Consider the following 15333-nt stretch of genomic DNA (forward strand, 5'->3'; position numbering starts at 1 on the left):
CCGGGTCGACGCGCCGGCGGAGGTAAGCGGTTCCCGAAGGACGGGACCTTCGCCTCTGATCGTGATGGGTGCGCCACGCGAGGGTGGTGACGAGTCCGGTACCCATCACTACTTCGAGGGAATCCCCCATGACGACCAGAACCCCCTTCTCCCGCCGTGCGCCCGCAGCGGCCACCCCGAACGGCATTCCTGCCCCCGCCGACCCCGCCGACCCCGCCAGGTCGGCGGGGACAGTAAGGGGTCGAGGATCGGATGCACCGTCGAACGGTGGGAGCCGGCGCGTCCTCGCCGTCCTGCGACTGGCTACAGGGTTCATCTTCCTGTGGGCCTTCCTGGACAAGACCTTCGGGCTGGGGTTCGCGACCCCCGCCACACGGGCCTGGGTAACCGGCGGGACCCCCAGTCAGGGGTTCCTGCTCAGCGACGGTGTCACCGGTCCGCTCAAGGGCCTGTTCACGACGATCGCCAGTCCGGCCTCGGACGTCCTCTTCCAGCTGAGCATGCTCGGCGTCGGTGCCGCGGTGATGCTCGGTGTCGGGCTGCGCGTCAGCGCCGTCGTCGGCAGCTTCCTCATGGTCATGATGTATCTCGCGGAATGGCCCTTCGCAGCGAATGCCGCCTCGACGAACCCTCTCGTGGACTACCACATCGTCTACGCGCTGACCCTGATCCTCCTCGCGGCGCTCCACGCCGGAGACACCTGGGGTGCCGGCAGGCCCTGGAAGCGCCTGCCGATCGTGCGTCGCATGCCCTGGCTGGTCTAGGGCCGCCGGAACGCCCGCGTTCGGAGTCGCCACCCGCCTCCTGGCGCCTTCGAGGCCCTCTCCCCGAGAGGCTGCTGCGCGGCAGTCCACTGAGGTTCCAAGAAGCCGGCAAAGCGGCCTGCGTCCCGGTTGGCCGTGCACGCAGAGTGCTCCGTCTTTCCCGAGACCACGTCCTCGACTGCGCATCGTCACAGCAGACGCTGCTGACGCGCTGTTGGTGGAGGGGTATCGCGCTGCCCGTACCACTTCTTCAACCGCCGATAACCCTCGATTACGTCCGCAGCCGTCGGGATTAAGTGTCCGACCGGCGGTTTAGCCATAGGTAGACGGCTCCGAGCTGTGCCCCCTGGGCTCCACCCATCTACAGATGGGTAAGCCGCTGGTAAGGCGGTGATAAACAGGCATGGCGCTGAACCGGTCGGAGGTGGTGCATCTTGTGCGGCCAGGACGGCCGCCACTGATTAGCGCGAGACACTCGGCGTCCCGGATGCACAAGACTCACATTCGGAGAAGCCGGCCCCACATAACGCAGGTGTTGCAATGACCGATTGAATGCGGTTCTTGGTCTTAAGATCAACTGAGTAGCGTGGCACGTCGACAGCGCCCCTACTCTCTGCCGTCCTCGAGTGGAATGAGCATGGTCCGAAACGGGCCCGGCACGGAGTGGAGGCCCCAAATGCGCTCGGCGACGTCGTCGATACCATTGACAAGCTGAAGCTTGGGAATGCCCCCGGGGATCACGAGCTGCGCGACACGAACGCCCTCAACCTCGAGTGCGTCGTGAAGCATTTCGCCGTAGGCGCTCTCAGCCGGAAACGCAACCGATGTGCCTGCAAAGTCTGAGCGCGCCTTCACCGACGTCCCACCGTTGATCAAGATGATGCTGCCGCCTCCTGCCTGGCGCATCGCTGGTAGCACCGTGCGCACCGCATGGATGAGCCCCAAAACTGAGAACTGTAGTGCTTCAAGCGCCAGTTCAGGACTCATGTCGAGTACCGGCTTCAGATATTCACGCGAGGGGAGTGGGCTGTACTGCAACGTGGTGATAGGCCCCAGTTCTGCCGCGGCACGGGCGAGGGCATCGTCAAGCGCTGCCGGGACCAACACGTCCGCGGCGTAGCCACGCGCGGTCAGCCCGCCCGCCTCGAGTTCCGCGGCCATGACGTCAAGCTTCGACTGATTTCTTGAGATGAGGGCTATGGCGAAGCCTTCGCGCCCGAACCTTCGCGCGACTGCCTGTCCGAGCCCCGGGCCAGCTCCGATGATAGCGATGACAGGCACGTTAGGTTTCCTTCGATGAATTTGTTTCATTGAATGACCGCCGTCAGATCGAGGGGCCATTATTCGGGATCACTGTCAAACAACCTGGATTCCTGAGTTTAGTTCACGTCCTCACTCCTTGGTAGCGCGGACGGTCGGGGACGAGCCCAACTGGACCTCCCTGGAACCACGGCTGTGGAGCAGATCGTCGCCCCCGACGCCATTAGCGGTTGTAGCTGGGCATTGGTCCGCGGAGTGCCGTTCCGACGGTGTCACATGCCTCCAGGATGTCCGGGCTCAGTGGTCCACGTTCGAGTATCTTGAGGTTGCCGGCAAGTTGAGCCGGGTTGGAGCCACCCAAGAGGATGGACCCGGTGACAGGCCGGGAGAGGAGCCAGCGGAAGGATAGTTCTACGAGGCTCATCTCGGCAGAGTCCGCGAGGCTCGACAGTTCTGAGACTGCATCGAACAATCTCCGGTCCCAGTAGCGTTGACGGTACATTCCCGCGAGACGGGAACTGCTGAATCGGCCGTTGTCCGGGGTGGAGTCGAAGCTGTGGCGACCGGTGAGCAACCCGCCACCCAGAGGGTTGTACACCATGGTGTGAAGACCAGTCACGTGGGCAAACTCGGTGTATTCCTCGTCGATGCGGCGCGCAATGAGGTTGTAGAGCTGTTGCGCGACGATAGGGCGGGGCGCTCCGGCGCGATCCGCAGCGATGTTGAGCTCGCTGATCTGCCACGAGGCGTAATTCGACACACCGAGTGCCCTGATTTTTCCCTCAGCCACAAGTTCCGCCACGGTTCCCAGCGTTTCAGACAACGAAACAGCTCGATCCGGTTGATGAAGGTAAAAAAGGTCGATACGGTCGGTGCCGAGCCGGCGCAAGCTGCCTTCCAGGGAGCTTCGTAGTCCCGGGGACGACAGTGGCGAGTGTTGGCCAGCGTCGGGATGAGGGATTCCAGCTTTCGTCGCAAGAAGGACATCGTCGAACCGAGTGCGCAGCACCCGGCCGAGGATCTCTTCACTGGCGCCGCCTGCATACCCGTTAGCGGTATCAACCGTGGTAATCCTGCGTCCAGTGCCGCCTCCAGCATTGCTGCTGATTCAGCTTCGTCAGCTGTGTCACCAAATGTCATGGTGCCGAGCACCGCGACCGACAGGCGCTTGTCCAATCCCTTGAGCGTTTCCGTCTTCATGTGGGCCTTTCTGGTTGACCGGGTTATTAGCTTCCTGACCGCGAGCATGCCTGCGACGTGCGACACCATCCATGCCGACCGTCGTGACTTGCGAGAGCGAAGCCCTGGTCGCCGAGCCATGGATCGCCGCGGGATAGGTCGAAGAGCGTTCGCGCTGCAGGACGGCTATCGAGCGAATGCATGCCGAGGATTCGGGCAATGATCAGTGGAGGCCTTGCGACGAGGAGGTCGACCGCTCGGTAGCTGCTCCCACGAGCAGCCAGGGGCAGGATGCACCTTGTGCCTGAGCGGGCCTTCTCCACTAGCCTCGCTTCAGCACATAGGTTTTGAGGTCGCGCATCGTCTGCTCCATGTGGCTGTCCATGGCAAGGCGGGCCGATTCGGCGCTACCTGAAGCGAGTGCGGTGATGATCCCCGCGTGTTCGCGGATGGCATTGGCTTGAATTTGCGGCACACGAGATGTCTCTTCTCGTCGGGCTGCAATAACCCGGGAGAGGGGCTCGAACATCACTGCGAGGAAGACATTGCCGGAGGCATGCAGGATGACGTTGTGAAACGCCAGGTCAGCTTCAACGAAGCGGGGCAGATCGGCCGTGTCGTGAGATTCCTGCATGGACGTCAGATGGTGGTGCAGGGTTTCGAGCTCGTTCGAAGTGATGTGGGTAGCGGCAAGCTCAGCCGCGCCGGTTTCGAGCATCCTGCGCACCTCGATGAGCTGGATCGATGCGTCTGCGTTATCGCCCGCTTCCGTGGCTGCACGAAGGACCATATCCATCGATTCCCAACGGCTGACCGGATTGACGAAGGTTCCCCGTCCGCGCTCTATCCGAACGACGCTTTGAGCCTCGAGGGTTTTCACCGCTTCACGGACGGTAAGACGGCTGACCTCATGCTCTGCGGTCAGCTCCAATTCCCCGGGCAGCGTCGCATCAGGAGGAAACTCTCCGGCGATAATCCGGTCCAGGAGGTTGTCGGAAACCATACTCACTAGGGATTGACGGGCCATCACACGGTCCTAACTGATCGAGTTGCTGCTCAAAACCATCGAGGGCTGCTGACACTCAGCAAGTATCTTCGTCAAGTGTATGACGTCAGACAATCCGATCAAGCGTTACGCCAAGATCGAGGGCATCACTCCAGGGACGTGCGTCGGAACCACCTAGCTCGAGCGACTATTCCGCGTCTGCGAATCCCGTAGGCCGAGACCTCTTGGCGCTTCGGTGAGGACTATCGCGATCGCACCCGATCCCGGGCTCTGAGCGCCTCAGAGTACAAAGCCCGGCACGGCGGTTGGAGCTGGGGGAGTCGTCAGCCCTGAGGAAAATCGAAGGTGGCAGGATCTCCACCGGAAGCCGACTTGAGTGGTGCCAACACCTTCGCAGAGGGTGATCGTGGGCGTAGTCATGGCGATTTTTCTCTCTCTGAGGGGCCGAAAAAAGATGTCTGATGTCCTCTTGACAGCGTAGAAACCGTCGCGAACAATAAGACATCAGATGTCAAGCATCTTATGTCAAAGGAGACATCGTGCCGCAAAAAATCGCCATCCTCCACACGAGCTTCGTTTTCGTGTCGGTTGAACCCGTCATCACCAACCTGATTGCCGAACTGATTCCTGACGCGGAGATCCTGCACTTCGTGGATTCCGATGTCCTGGCCACGGTCGTGCGGGAGCAGGGGATCTCCACGAAGAGCGAAGAACGGATGACGCACCTTGCTCAGGCAGCTGAAGCTGCCGGCGCCGACCTGATCTTCTCCGCTTGCTCATCGCTTGGACCCGCTCTTGATGTGGCCGCCCGTGCCGTTGGTGTCCCGGTCATCAAGATTGATGATGCGATGGCCCTCCGCGCCGCGTCGGAGGGAGTTCGCATCGGTGTGCTTGCGACAGTACCGACGACGCTTGGGCCTACTTCGGATCTCATCCAGGCGAAGGCCGATGGCCTGAACCGTCAGATTCAGATCGAGCAACGGCTCTGCGAGGGGGCTTTCGACGTCCTGATGGCGGGGGACCGGGACAAACACGATTCGATGATCACCGCGCAGGCCGTCGACCTCGCGAAGAGGGTGGACATGATCGTGCTCGCCCAGGCTTCGATGTCCCGATTGGCTGAATCTCTGACTGAAACCACGGGTTTGGTAGTTCTTGCCAGCCCCCGGATGGGTGTCGAGTATCTTGCCGATCGCGCACACGAGCTCTCCGTATGAACCGTCGAGCACCACTCGTAGCGTCCAGCGCTTTGAGCGAAGACCCCCGGTAGTACGGCTGTCTCAGGACACCCGCGGGGCAATGCGCCTCGCTAGTGTCCGATCCTCCGAGCGCGTCGTAATGCTTGACGACAGTGCACTCGACCGGCACGCAGTCTGTGCAGAAGATCTCCCTCCTCAGCCGTTCCCAGCTGTTGCCTCACGGCAGTAGTACGACTTAGCTCCTCCTTCGTCACCTCATGTTCTTCCTTCCTACGATCCAACGCATGTCAATAAGCACAGATTACAAAGGAGTAGTAATGCGCAAAGTTCCAATGGCAGTTGCGTTTTTCGCCACGGCCGCTCTTACCCTTACGGCATGCGGCAACGGCGGCGATTCTGGTGGTAATGCTGCGGGTGGCGCTGAAGCCGCGTCCGGCGACCAGGGTACGTTCGTCTTCCTGCCCAAGTCGCTGAACAACCCCTATTGGGTTGACGCACGCGAAGGCATGGAGGCCAAGGCTGAAGAACTCGGCGTTGAAGCCCAGTTCCTCGGACCCGACGCTGATGATGCGGCAGCGCAGGTCGCGATCTTCGATTCGATCCTGGCGACCAATCCAGCGGGAATCGCGATCTCGCCCAACGACCCTGCAAGCGTGCGTGACAACATCGCCAAGGCAACGGCCGCTGGTATCCCAGTCATTGCCTGGGACGGGCCCGTGCCCGATAGCGATGTGCTCGGCTACATCGGCACGGACAACGTGGCCGCCGGCGAGCAGGCGGGTGAGGCTTTGGCCAAGGCAATCGGTGAAAAGGGGAAGGTGGCGGTCGTCATCGGCAGCCTTAGCGCAGTGAACCTGAACCAACGCCTCGAGGGCGTCAAAAAGTCCCTCGAACAGTATCCGGACATCGAAGTGGTCGCCACCGAGGAGTCGGGTGAATCAGTAGCCACTGCCCAGACCAGTGCGGAGACCATCCTGCAGGCGAACCCCGACCTTGCCGGCTTTATCGGCATCGGAGGATCGGATCTTCCGGGAATCGCAGGCGCCCTCAAATCGGGGAACCAGTGTGGAGACGTCAAGGCCGTCGGGTTCGACGTGGTGCCCCAGGGGGTCGAGGGCATGGAGGGCGGCTGCGTGGACGCACTCATCGCTCAGAAGCCATTCGGCATGACGGCCCAGGCGCTGGAAATCCTCAAGAGCTTCGACGAGGGAACTTCCGAACTCGAGGAGGGCTTCATTGTCGACACGGGTGTCGAAACCGTCACGCCTGACACGCTCGAGGAATTCCTCAAAACCGACCACTGACCGGATAACTAGCATCGCCGGGGGATAGAAGCGGGTGGGCCTTGTCATCTCAACGGCCCCCCCCCACCACGGCGATTCACCTAAAGAGGAGCCGTCATGGCGCAACACCCGCTCGTCTCGATGCACGGCATCACCAAGAGATATCCCGGAGTCACCGCTCTGAGCGACGTGACCCTATCTGTCGAGCCGGGCGAGGTGATGGCTCTCGTCGGCGAGAACGGCGCGGGCAAAAGCACCCTTCTGAAGGTACTCGCAGGTGCTGTACGTGCAGATGAAGGAACCATCCGCGTCTCCGGCGAAACCGTCAACATCGCGACGCCCCGGGACTCCCAGAGCCACGGAATCGCCGTCATCTACCAGGAACTCAACCTCGCAAACGACCTGAGCGTCGCCGAAAACATCTACGTCGGGCGTGAACCGAAAACCCGTCTCGGTACCATCGACTTCCGTGCCATGGACCGGGGTTCCGCCGAGCTCCTAACCATTCTCGGTATCGCCAACATCTCCCCCCGAACAATCGTCGGCGATCTCAACATCGCCCACCGGCAGATGGTAGAAATTGCCAAAGCTCTCCTCATCGAAGCGCGAGTGGTGGTGATGGACGAGCCGACCTCTTCACTTACCGAGGAGGAGGTCGACACCCTCCTCAACCTCGTCCGTCGTCTTCGCGCCCAGGGTGTAAGCGTCATCTACGTATCTCATCGCATGCGGGAAATCTTCGAAATCTCGGATCGAATCACCGTGATGCGCGACGGCTCTGTGGTCGGCGTGCTCGACGCAGCAGCATCGGCTCCGGGTGATGTGGTGCGCATGATGGTCGGCAGGGAGCTCGATGACCTATATGGAGTGCGTTCCACTGCAGTGGATCGAACCACCGTTCCGACACTCGAAGTGCGGGGCCTGAGCGCGGGGAGCCTGCTCCACGACGTAAGTTTTGCAGTGTACCCAGGAGAAATCGTCGCACTCGCCGGTCTGATCGGAGCTGGTCGCAGCCACGCGGCCATGACCATCTTCGGTGCCAGGCGTCGTTCGGGCGGAGAGATCCTCATCAACGGGAGCCCTCTTGCCCTGCGCACACCGGGCGAAGCAATGGCTGCCGGCATCGGTTTCGTACCCGAAGACCGTAAAGCACAAGGCCTTTTCCTCGGTCTTCCAGTTCGCGAGAACATGTCGTCCGCTTCGCTCGCAAGCATCAGCCGCCTGTTCATGGTGTCCAAAAGCCGAGATCGAAGCATGGCTAAGGACTACGCGACAAAACTGGGCTTGCGACAATCCGCCGTCGAAGTCGGGGCAGGCACCCTAAGTGGTGGGAACCAGCAAAAGGTCGTGCTGGCACGTTGGCTGGCCCGCCATCCCCGCCTCCTCATCCTCGACGAACCCACCCGTGGTGTCGACGTTGGCGCGAAAGCGGAAATCTACGCGCTCATCCGGTCCATCGCCCAGGGAGGCGTCGCCGTGCTCGTCGTCTCCTCCGAACTGACCGAAGTCCTCGGAATCGCTGATCGTATCGTCGTCATGCGTGAAGGACATGGAGTTGGCGAACTGAACGTATCCGAAGCAAATGAGAAGAAGGTCATGTCAATGGCCACTGGAGTACAGGAAGACGCGTCATGACCATCAAGGGAGATACCGTGAACACCCAAACCGCTGGCGGCGGCGCTGCAGGGGTGACAAGCCCCGCAACATTCGGGGACCGTGTGCGTCACCATTCAATGAGGGTCATCGGAGCAAGAGAGTTCACCCTTGCAGCCGTCGTAATTCTGCTCGTCATCATTCTTTCATTCCTGTCACCATTCTTTTTCACGCCGGGCAACCTGACGGTCGTCGGCCGGCAAATCGGATTGGGCCTGATCATCAGCGTCGGAATGACCTTCGTCATCCTAATCGGCGGCATCGACCTTTCCGTCGGATCGGTGGTGGCACTGGTGAGCGTACTCACCGGCCAATTCATGGTGACCATCGGCCTCAACCCTGCAGTCTCGGTGCTCCTTGCGCTCCTCGCCGGGGTCGCAGTCGGGTACGTCAACGGAATCATCAATGCGTTCGGCGGGCTGCCCTCATTTGTCGTGACCCTTGGCATGCTTGCAGTGGCTCGCGGCCTCGCCTTAGGCATCACCAGCGGCTCAACGATCAGCGGCTTCCCGGAAAGCTTCCTGTTTCTCGGGCAAGGACAGTTGCTCGGTATCCCCATCCCGATCTACATCGCCGCAGTCGTCGCAATTGCCGCCCACATCGTCCTTTCCCGCACCATGTTCGGCCGTCACGTCTACTTCGTGGGTTCGAACGAGGAAGCTGCGAAGCTGTCAGGCATCCGCGTCCGCCGCATCAAAGTAACCGTCTTCATCATCGCCTCGACGTTGGCCGCCGTCTCCGGAATCCTCGAAACGTCCCGGTTGAGCGTCGGCCAACCCGCTGCCGGCAGTGGATACGAACTTGTCGCGATCGGCGCTGCAGTAATCGGTGGGGCAAGCCTCTTCGGAGGGGTAGGCAGCATTCTGGGCACCGCGCTCGGAACGACGCTCCTTCTGCTCATCCAGAACGCACTGATCCTGCTCGGCATCTCTCCCTACTGGCAGCAGGTATTCAGCGGAGTCATCATCGTCGCAGCCGTCGCCCTCAATATGTGGCGAAAAAAGCGCGGCTAGCGGCCGGCACAGCAATACCCACCAGCACACCAACCACCCCATGTCCCGTCGTCCGATGACTCGGCCGACGTGTACCAACCCAAGGAGACAACATGAAGGTCCTCATCACGGGCGCCCACGGAAAAGTCGGCCGCGCCGCAACACAGGCAATGATCGACGCCGGGCACGAAGTACTCACGACTGACCTGACGCGCCCTGGTTTTGAACGGAAGCCCGAAGGTACACCGAAATACACGATGGCTGATCTCACCGACGCGGGCGAGGCCTACGCGGTAGTCCGCGGAGCGGACGCGGTAGTGCACGTTGCTGCGATCCCTGAGCCAACCGGCAACCCGCCTCACGTCGTGTTTCAGACGAACCTCATGGCAACGTTCAACGTCCTCGAAGCGGCCATCCGCTTCGGCGTCAAACGCTTCGTGTACATCTCGAGCGAAACCGTCCCGGGATTCTTCTTCCCGGAGTGTGACTTCCTTCCCGACTACGCGCCGGTCGACGAGGAGCACCCCCTCCGTCCGCAGGACCCGTATGCGCTGTCCAAACACTTCGGAGAGCAGCTCATGGACGCAGCCGTCAGGCGATCGGACATCGAGTGCATCTCGATCCGCCCCAGCTGGGTGCAGTTCGAAGGCAACTACGAGGTCAACCTCGGCCCGCAGATCCGCGACAGCTCAGTCCTGAGCCCGAACCTGTGGAGCTACATCGACGCATACGACCTGGCCGACGCCATCGTACTGGCGACCGAATCCGACCTGCCCGGTCACGAGGTGTTCTACATCGCTTCCCCCGATAATGTGGGCGGCCACGACTTCGCCGAGATCCTCTCCAAGCATTATGGCGATCAGATTGAGTTGCGCGACCTGAGCCGAGCGGATGCCTCAGGTATCTCCAGCGCGCGAGCCCAGAAGATGCTGGGGTGGAAGCCGAGTCGGTCCTGGCGCGACTACCTGGACTCCGAGGGCAGGGCCCTCACCAAGTAGTCCTCATCGCGGAAGGGCTGGAGTGCACCTCCAGCCCTTCCGCAACGCCGAGAACTACTTCACTCTCAACTGTCCGCCGAACCGCTCCGGTTTGCCCGGGCGCAGCAATTCGCCGCTGGTACACCCCGTTCTGTCAGGTCGTTGGTGGACTGAAGGGAAGGCAGTTCTCGCGGCTACCTTCGTTGCCGTCGAACCGTTCAGCACTCGTGCAGGAAAGCAGGATCATGCGCGCCAATCTGCGCCAGATAACCCAGACGGCTCTCGCACATGGACGATTCGTAGCCGCCATCAGTGTCTACGATTTCATGACAGCTCAGGGGGTCGTCGCAGGAAGCGAAGCCAGTGGACAACCAGTGATCCTCCTGGTGCCGCCCAAGACGGCGGCAGGTGTGCAGGGCACACGGTTCATCGCCGCGCTCCGGGTGCTCGCAAACGACGCTCAAACGCCTGTATGTGTTCAACTCGATCACGCGTCGGACTTGGATCTGATCCTGAGCGCCACCGAAGCAGGCGTAGATAGCGTTCTCGTGGACGGTTCCGCGTTACCCGATGACGAGAATTCCCTGCTCGTTCAGCAAGCCCGAACCCTAGTCGATGGCAGCATCGTCCTTGAGGCGGAACTTGGCCAGCTTCAGGGTGACGAAGACAAAGCTCATGGACACGGAGGACCCTCCCTCGATGCGGGAATCACGGATTCTCGTAAAATCGCATCCTTCCTTGAGGCCAGCGGAGCAGATCTGCTGGCTGTGTCAGTAGGCAACGTTCACGGACACTACGCAGGCGAACCAAACATCCGGTGGAAGGTACTTGAGGCGATTCATGCCGCTGCCGGGGCAGTTCCCCTAGTTCTCCACGGCGCATCAGGGCTGCCACGCGCCGATCTTCGCAGAGCCGCAACGAAAGGCATAGGCAAGGTCAATATCAACACCGAGCTCCGCGCCCTGGTCTTCGCCGTGCTGGAAGAACAAGCGGCGATACTCGCCTCGGACGGTCTGAACCTCCTGGACCTGACCCGAACATGGACGAATGCATCTCAGTCATTCACTACAGCGCTCCTTGCTGATCTTTGACTTCCGCCGGCGCAACGAACGAGTGCATAACTATTGGGCATGCCACATAGAGACCGTCCGCGCTGTCATGAAGGCGCGTGGGTAAACGGCGGAACCCTGAGCTCGTAGGTACTTGGTTCTTCCGCCTGACCTGCCTTGAGCGGTACCTACTAAAGTACGTATGATTACTTATCAGACATCTGACAACAGGGGAGCACCTGATGCTACTGAGCAAAGCACTCGAAGTCTTTCCGCGCTCCGTGGCTGTAGCTGCCCCGGATGTGCAGAAGCATCTACCTGATGCTGTCTTCGTCGTCCTCGACGACGATCCCACGGGCACCCAGTCCGTCGCCGACCTGCCAGTGCTGACGTCCTGGACGGTCGAGGACATCACCTGGGCTTTGGCTCAGGGGCATCCCGCGTTCTACATCCTGACCAATACGCGTAGCCTGCCTGCGGACGGGGCTGCCGCCCGCAATCGGGAGATCGCGGCTAACGCTCTCGCCGCTGCGCGGATGTCGGACACCGAACTTATCTTCGTGTCCAGGAGTGATTCCACGCTTCGCGGCCATTTTCCGTTGGAAACCGATGTGCTGGCGGAAACCATTCTGAACTTCACCGCACGACCGGTCGACGCCGTCGTCCTGGTCCCCGCTTTTCCTGATGCGGGGCGCGTCACCATCGATTCCGAGCACTACATGCTCGCCGCGGGGGAGCTGACACCTGTCTCCGCCACGGAATTCGCCCGTGATGCCACGTTCGGTTTTCCTTCCTCGAATCTCCGCGAGTACGTCAGCACCAAGACGGACGGCCGTATCGGTGCCGGTGATGTCCTTGCTCTCACCCTCGACATCATTCGGGGTGGCCCGGAGCAAATCGCGGACCTGCTTTCGACGGCCACCGGCAGCACGCCCGTGGTGGCCGATGCTGTCACGGAGGACGACCTCCGCCTGATCTCCCTTGGATGCCACCTGGCGCACCGTCGCGGTACGACGGTGCTTTTTCGAGTCGGCCCGCCGTTCGTCCGGGCAGCGATCGGACAGGAACCGCATCCTCCATTGCAGACCTCGGAGATTTACGCTGGCCGCGAGTCCGGCGGTACCGGAGGACTCATCGTGGTGGGCTCACATGTCGGCGTAACCAGTCGGCAGCTGCACGACCTTACTGACGCTTTCCCTCACGCTTCGACGGAGGTCATTGAGGTCGAAGCAATCATCAGCGAAGCAACGCGCGCGGACCACCTCGCGGCGGTTGTCGCACGAGCCGTCGACAGTCTTGCCCACGGAAACATCGTGATCCACACCAGCCGGACGCTCGTCACCGCGGCCAGCGGGGAGGAGAGCCTGGCAATCTCGCGCAAGGTTTCCGCAGCCGTCGTCGAAGTGGTCCGGCGGATCCTCGAATCCTCGCCACCGCGATTCGTCATCGCGAAGGGCGGAATCACCTCCTCCGATGTCGCGGTGTACGGACTCTCGATCCGACGAGCCATGGTTCGGGGTCCGATGCTGCCCGGTATTGTCTCACTCTGGGAGCCCATGGATGGACCTGCGCGCGGCATCCCCTATGTTGTCTTCGCCGGCAACGTCGGAACGGACACATCACTCACCGACGTCGTCCGCACGCTGTCCGCCCCGCCTCATGCCACCTCGAACTCTGCCAACTCCCACCCAGAGGAAACACGATGACCAGCCAGCCGTATCTTGCCGCCGTCCTGGGGCTGGGAGCGATGGGGCTTCCCATGGCAACGCGCCTCGCATCTCAACTCACCGTGCATGGCTTCGACATTGCGGCCGAGAGGCTCCGGCTCGCTGAGGAGGCCGGGATCCGCACGTTCGACACTGCAAAGTCAGCGGTGGACGGCGCCGACGCCGTGCTCTTGGCCGTCCGCAATGCCGAGCAGCTGAATGACGCGCTCTTCGGCCCCGATGGCATCGCGCCGACGTTGAAGCACGGAGCTGTTGTCATCATGACGAGCACGGTCGGTGTCGACGCGGTGGTGAATGTCGCCGAGCGCCTCGCGGGGCAGGGCGTGGATCTCGTCGACGCACCCCTCTCCGGCGGCCCGGTGCGGGCGGGCGAAGGTGACCTCCTGATCGTCGTCGGCGCGTCCGCAACGGCACAGGCGACGGCGGCCCCGGTTCTGAACTTGTTGGCCTCCACCCTGACCGTCGTGGGTGACAAGCCGGGCGACGGACAGGCCCTGAAGACCGTTAACCAGCTGCTGTGCGGGGTGCACATCGCCGCTGCCGCCGAGGCTTTGGCACTCGCGCAGTCGCTGGGCCTTGACCCCGAAAAGACGATAGTAGCGCTTCAGGCGGGCGCGGCGGCGTCCTTCATGCTGGGAAACCGCGGGCCCCGCATCCTGCAGGCATGGGACTCCGAGGGTGCGGAAGTGTTGAGCCGATTGGACATCTTCGTGAAGGATCTCGGTATTGTGACGTCGGCTGCTCGAGCGGTGTCACTGCCCACCCCCCTCGCCGCAGCGGCAGAGCAGCTGTTCCTGCAGGGCCAGGCGCAGGGACATGGTGCCAAGGACGATTCAGCTGTCATCACCGTCATCGCGCCCGCAAAGCCCGCCTCCTGCCCCTGACTTCCGTCCCGAACGACACTCGTCCGGGGTCTCGCATCTTTCGTCGCGCTGTAGGTAATGCTAACCAACGCCAACGCACCGCTTTCTCTCCACGGCGCGTTTCGAGCAAGTGCCATAGCGTGAAACGCGCAACAAGGCGACCATGAAGTCCATCTACGCTCCTAAGCAGAGCGCACCCATTAGAGCTGAGGGAGGCGGCATGGCCCACATCGTGGTGCAAGCCGATGAGCTTTCCGGCGCAGCCGAAACCGCCTCAAGCTTCGACAAGCAGGGCCTGCGGGTACGACTTGTCTTGGATGGAGGACAGGCATACCGGCGCCGAAGACCGGTGTCTGCGCCATCAACCCTCATGCGGGCGAGAACGGCCTGCTCGGCCAGGGCGAGAAAGCTGAGAAAATTTTCCCCGGCGTGCAGGCGGCCGCAGCTGACGGCATCGACGTCACAGGTCCGTTACCGGCCGATACCCTTTTCTTCCTCGCCGGGCGCGGCGACTACGATCTGGTGGTCGCGATGTACCACGACCAGGTCCACGGACCCGTGAAAGCGCTCGGCATCGAGGCCGGTGTGAATGTCGCCGTCGGATTGGAGGTCATCCGTACATCTGTCGACCACGGCACCGCGTTCGACATCGCAGGCAAAGCCATCGCCGACTCCCGCAGCACGATGGAAGCCCTCCATCGAGCCTCGGAGATGGCGACCCGGCCAAGCGTTGCTGTATGAACCAAATGGCCCGTAGCCGGGCCCGCCTCACCTTCGACACCGGGCGAGGTTCGATGCGGACCCTGCCATGGAACCAACACTCGGCCGGGCGTCAGCAGTTAGCTACAAGAGAGGTGATTCGAGGCGATCAACGGATCGTGTTACCGAGTCCAGAATCGCCGATAACCTCATTTCTGTCAGCTTGCTTGGTGCGGTCCAGGATCATCCGTTGGTCAGGATCGATTGCAGGTTCGTATTGAGGAAGGTTGCGTCGAGGGATGAGAGGCCGTACCGGCGAGGATCATTGGCGGAGGTGACGGCCGGGCGCGCGGAAGTGAGCAGCACTTGGCCGCAGTCCGTCAGTTCGAACGGTTGGCGATTACCTTGGGCCCGTGCAGGCGATCGTGCAATAAGGTGCCGGCCTTCCAGTCCCCTTAGGAGCGTCGCCATGTTCTGGGGCCGCTCAAAGGTAGTGCGCGCAAGGTCTGCTTGAGTCAGGGAGAGGGCGCCGTCGAGTTGGGCGAGCACACTGAATTGAGCGGGCGTCAGTCCGTAGTCCGCGAGGACATCAGCGAGGGCTCTCTCGATTTTTCGTGAGGCTCGAATGAGACTCCACATCGCGGTCCCATCGGGATCAGCGGGTGTCAGTTCGTGGTTCATG

General features: G+C 61.8%; 13 protein-coding genes and 1 pseudogene. 10 read left to right on the forward strand and 4 right to left on the reverse strand.

Annotation, left to right across the window (positions count from 1 at the left end):
* The first annotated feature begins 128 nt into the window (after positions 1 to 128).
* On the forward strand, positions 129 to 764 hold the full coding sequence (locus tag ACX80K_RS13770) for a DoxX family protein (protein WP_459272459.1): 636 nt from the start codon (positions 129 to 131) through the stop codon (positions 762 to 764).
* Positions 765 to 1370: 606 nt separating this feature from the next.
* Here ACX80K_RS13770 and ACX80K_RS13775 read toward each other — a convergent pair.
* The 3 genes from ACX80K_RS13775 to ACX80K_RS13785 form a co-directional block, all read right to left on the reverse strand.
* Entirely contained in the window at positions 1371 to 2045 is a 675-nt protein-coding gene (locus tag ACX80K_RS13775; protein WP_459272460.1) for an SDR family NAD(P)-dependent oxidoreductase, read from the reverse strand.
* A 202-nt stretch (positions 2046 to 2247) separates the two neighbouring features.
* The gene (locus ACX80K_RS13780; protein ID WP_459272497.1) at positions 2248 to 3132 is read right to left on the reverse strand and encodes an aldo/keto reductase; all 885 of its coding nucleotides are present in this window, start codon (positions 3130 to 3132) and stop codon (positions 2248 to 2250) included.
* A gap of 393 nt (positions 3133 to 3525) precedes the next feature.
* Positions 3526 to 4230 (reverse strand): FadR/GntR family transcriptional regulator, encoded by a 705-nt coding sequence (locus ACX80K_RS13785; RefSeq protein WP_459272461.1) that lies wholly within the window; start codon positions 4228 to 4230, stop codon positions 3526 to 3528.
* 518 nt (positions 4231 to 4748) lie between these two features.
* Between ACX80K_RS13785 and ACX80K_RS13790 the strand changes: the two genes are divergently transcribed.
* The 9 genes and pseudogenes from ACX80K_RS13790 to ACX80K_RS13830 form a co-directional block, all read left to right on the forward strand.
* Complete coding sequence (locus tag ACX80K_RS13790) at positions 4749 to 5426, forward strand: aspartate/glutamate racemase family protein (protein ID WP_459272462.1); 678 nt, start codon at positions 4749 to 4751, stop codon at positions 5424 to 5426.
* 299 nt (positions 5427 to 5725) lie between these two features.
* Entirely contained in the window at positions 5726 to 6712 is a 987-nt protein-coding gene (locus tag ACX80K_RS13795; RefSeq protein WP_459272463.1) for a sugar-binding protein, read from the forward strand.
* A gap of 96 nt (positions 6713 to 6808) precedes the next feature.
* Positions 6809 to 8326 carry a sugar ABC transporter ATP-binding protein gene (locus tag ACX80K_RS13800; protein ID WP_459272464.1) on the forward strand — a complete coding sequence of 506 codons (1518 nt, stop codon included), beginning with the start codon at positions 6809 to 6811 and terminating at the stop codon, positions 8324 to 8326.
* Positions 8323 to 9357, forward strand: a complete 1035-nt coding sequence (locus ACX80K_RS13805) for an ABC transporter permease (protein ID WP_459272465.1) — start codon at positions 8323 to 8325, stop codon at positions 9355 to 9357. Before ACX80K_RS13800 ends, ACX80K_RS13805 begins: the two co-directional genes overlap by 4 nt.
* Positions 9358 to 9449: 92 nt before the next feature.
* On the forward strand, positions 9450 to 10334 hold the full coding sequence (locus ACX80K_RS13810; protein WP_459272466.1) for an NAD-dependent epimerase/dehydratase family protein: 885 nt from the start codon (positions 9450 to 9452) through the stop codon (positions 10332 to 10334).
* Between the two features lie 224 nt (positions 10335 to 10558).
* A complete protein-coding gene (locus tag ACX80K_RS13815) occupies positions 10559 to 11404 on the forward strand; it encodes a class II fructose-bisphosphate aldolase (protein WP_459272467.1) in 846 nt (281 codons plus the stop codon).
* A gap of 197 nt (positions 11405 to 11601) precedes the next feature.
* Entirely contained in the window at positions 11602 to 13068 is a 1467-nt protein-coding gene (locus tag ACX80K_RS13820; RefSeq protein ID WP_459272498.1) for a four-carbon acid sugar kinase family protein, read from the forward strand.
* On the forward strand, positions 13065 to 13973 hold the full coding sequence (locus ACX80K_RS13825) for an NAD(P)-dependent oxidoreductase (protein WP_459272468.1): 909 nt from the start codon (positions 13065 to 13067) through the stop codon (positions 13971 to 13973). The genes ACX80K_RS13820 and ACX80K_RS13825 overlap by 4 nt, the downstream gene beginning before the upstream one ends.
* Positions 13974 to 14273: 300 nt before the next feature.
* Positions 14274 to 14693, forward strand: a pseudogene (locus tag ACX80K_RS13830) (4-hydroxythreonine-4-phosphate dehydrogenase PdxA); the annotation flags it as partial.
* A gap of 201 nt (positions 14694 to 14894) precedes the next feature.
* Here the strand turns inward: ACX80K_RS13830 and ACX80K_RS13835 are convergent.
* Positions 14895 to 15332: a MarR family winged helix-turn-helix transcriptional regulator gene (locus ACX80K_RS13835; protein ID WP_459272469.1), complete on the reverse strand. Its 438-nt coding sequence runs from the start codon at positions 15330 to 15332 to the stop codon at positions 14895 to 14897.
* Between the last annotated feature and the right edge of the window lies 1 nt (position 15333).

It is taken from the genome of Arthrobacter sorbitolis, assembly GCF_054510995.1.

Excerpts from the sequence above, each read along its gene's own strand:
- ACX80K_RS13785 (WP_459272461.1), bottom strand. The coding sequence starts at position 4,230 with ATGGCCCGTCAATCCCTAGTGAGTATGGTTTCCGACAACCTCCTGGAC.
- ACX80K_RS13795 (WP_459272463.1), top strand. The coding sequence starts at position 5,726 with ATGCGCAAAGTTCCAATGGCAGTTGCGTTTTTCGCCACGGCCGCTCTT.
- ACX80K_RS13805 (WP_459272465.1), top strand. The coding sequence starts at position 8,323 with ATGACCATCAAGGGAGATACCGTGAACACCCAAACCGCTGGCGGCGGC.
- ACX80K_RS13770 (WP_459272459.1), top strand. The coding sequence starts at position 129 with ATGACGACCAGAACCCCCTTCTCCCGCCGTGCGCCCGCAGCGGCCACC.
- ACX80K_RS13810 (WP_459272466.1), top strand. The coding sequence starts at position 9,450 with ATGAAGGTCCTCATCACGGGCGCCCACGGAAAAGTCGGCCGCGCCGCA.
- ACX80K_RS13835 (WP_459272469.1), bottom strand. The coding sequence starts at position 15,332 with ATGAACCACGAACTGACACCCGCTGATCCCGATGGGACCGCGATGTGG.
- ACX80K_RS13825 (WP_459272468.1), top strand. The coding sequence starts at position 13,065 with ATGACCAGCCAGCCGTATCTTGCCGCCGTCCTGGGGCTGGGAGCGATG.
- ACX80K_RS13815 (WP_459272467.1), top strand. The coding sequence starts at position 10,559 with ATGCGCGCCAATCTGCGCCAGATAACCCAGACGGCTCTCGCACATGGA.
- ACX80K_RS13800 (WP_459272464.1), top strand. The coding sequence starts at position 6,809 with ATGGCGCAACACCCGCTCGTCTCGATGCACGGCATCACCAAGAGATAT.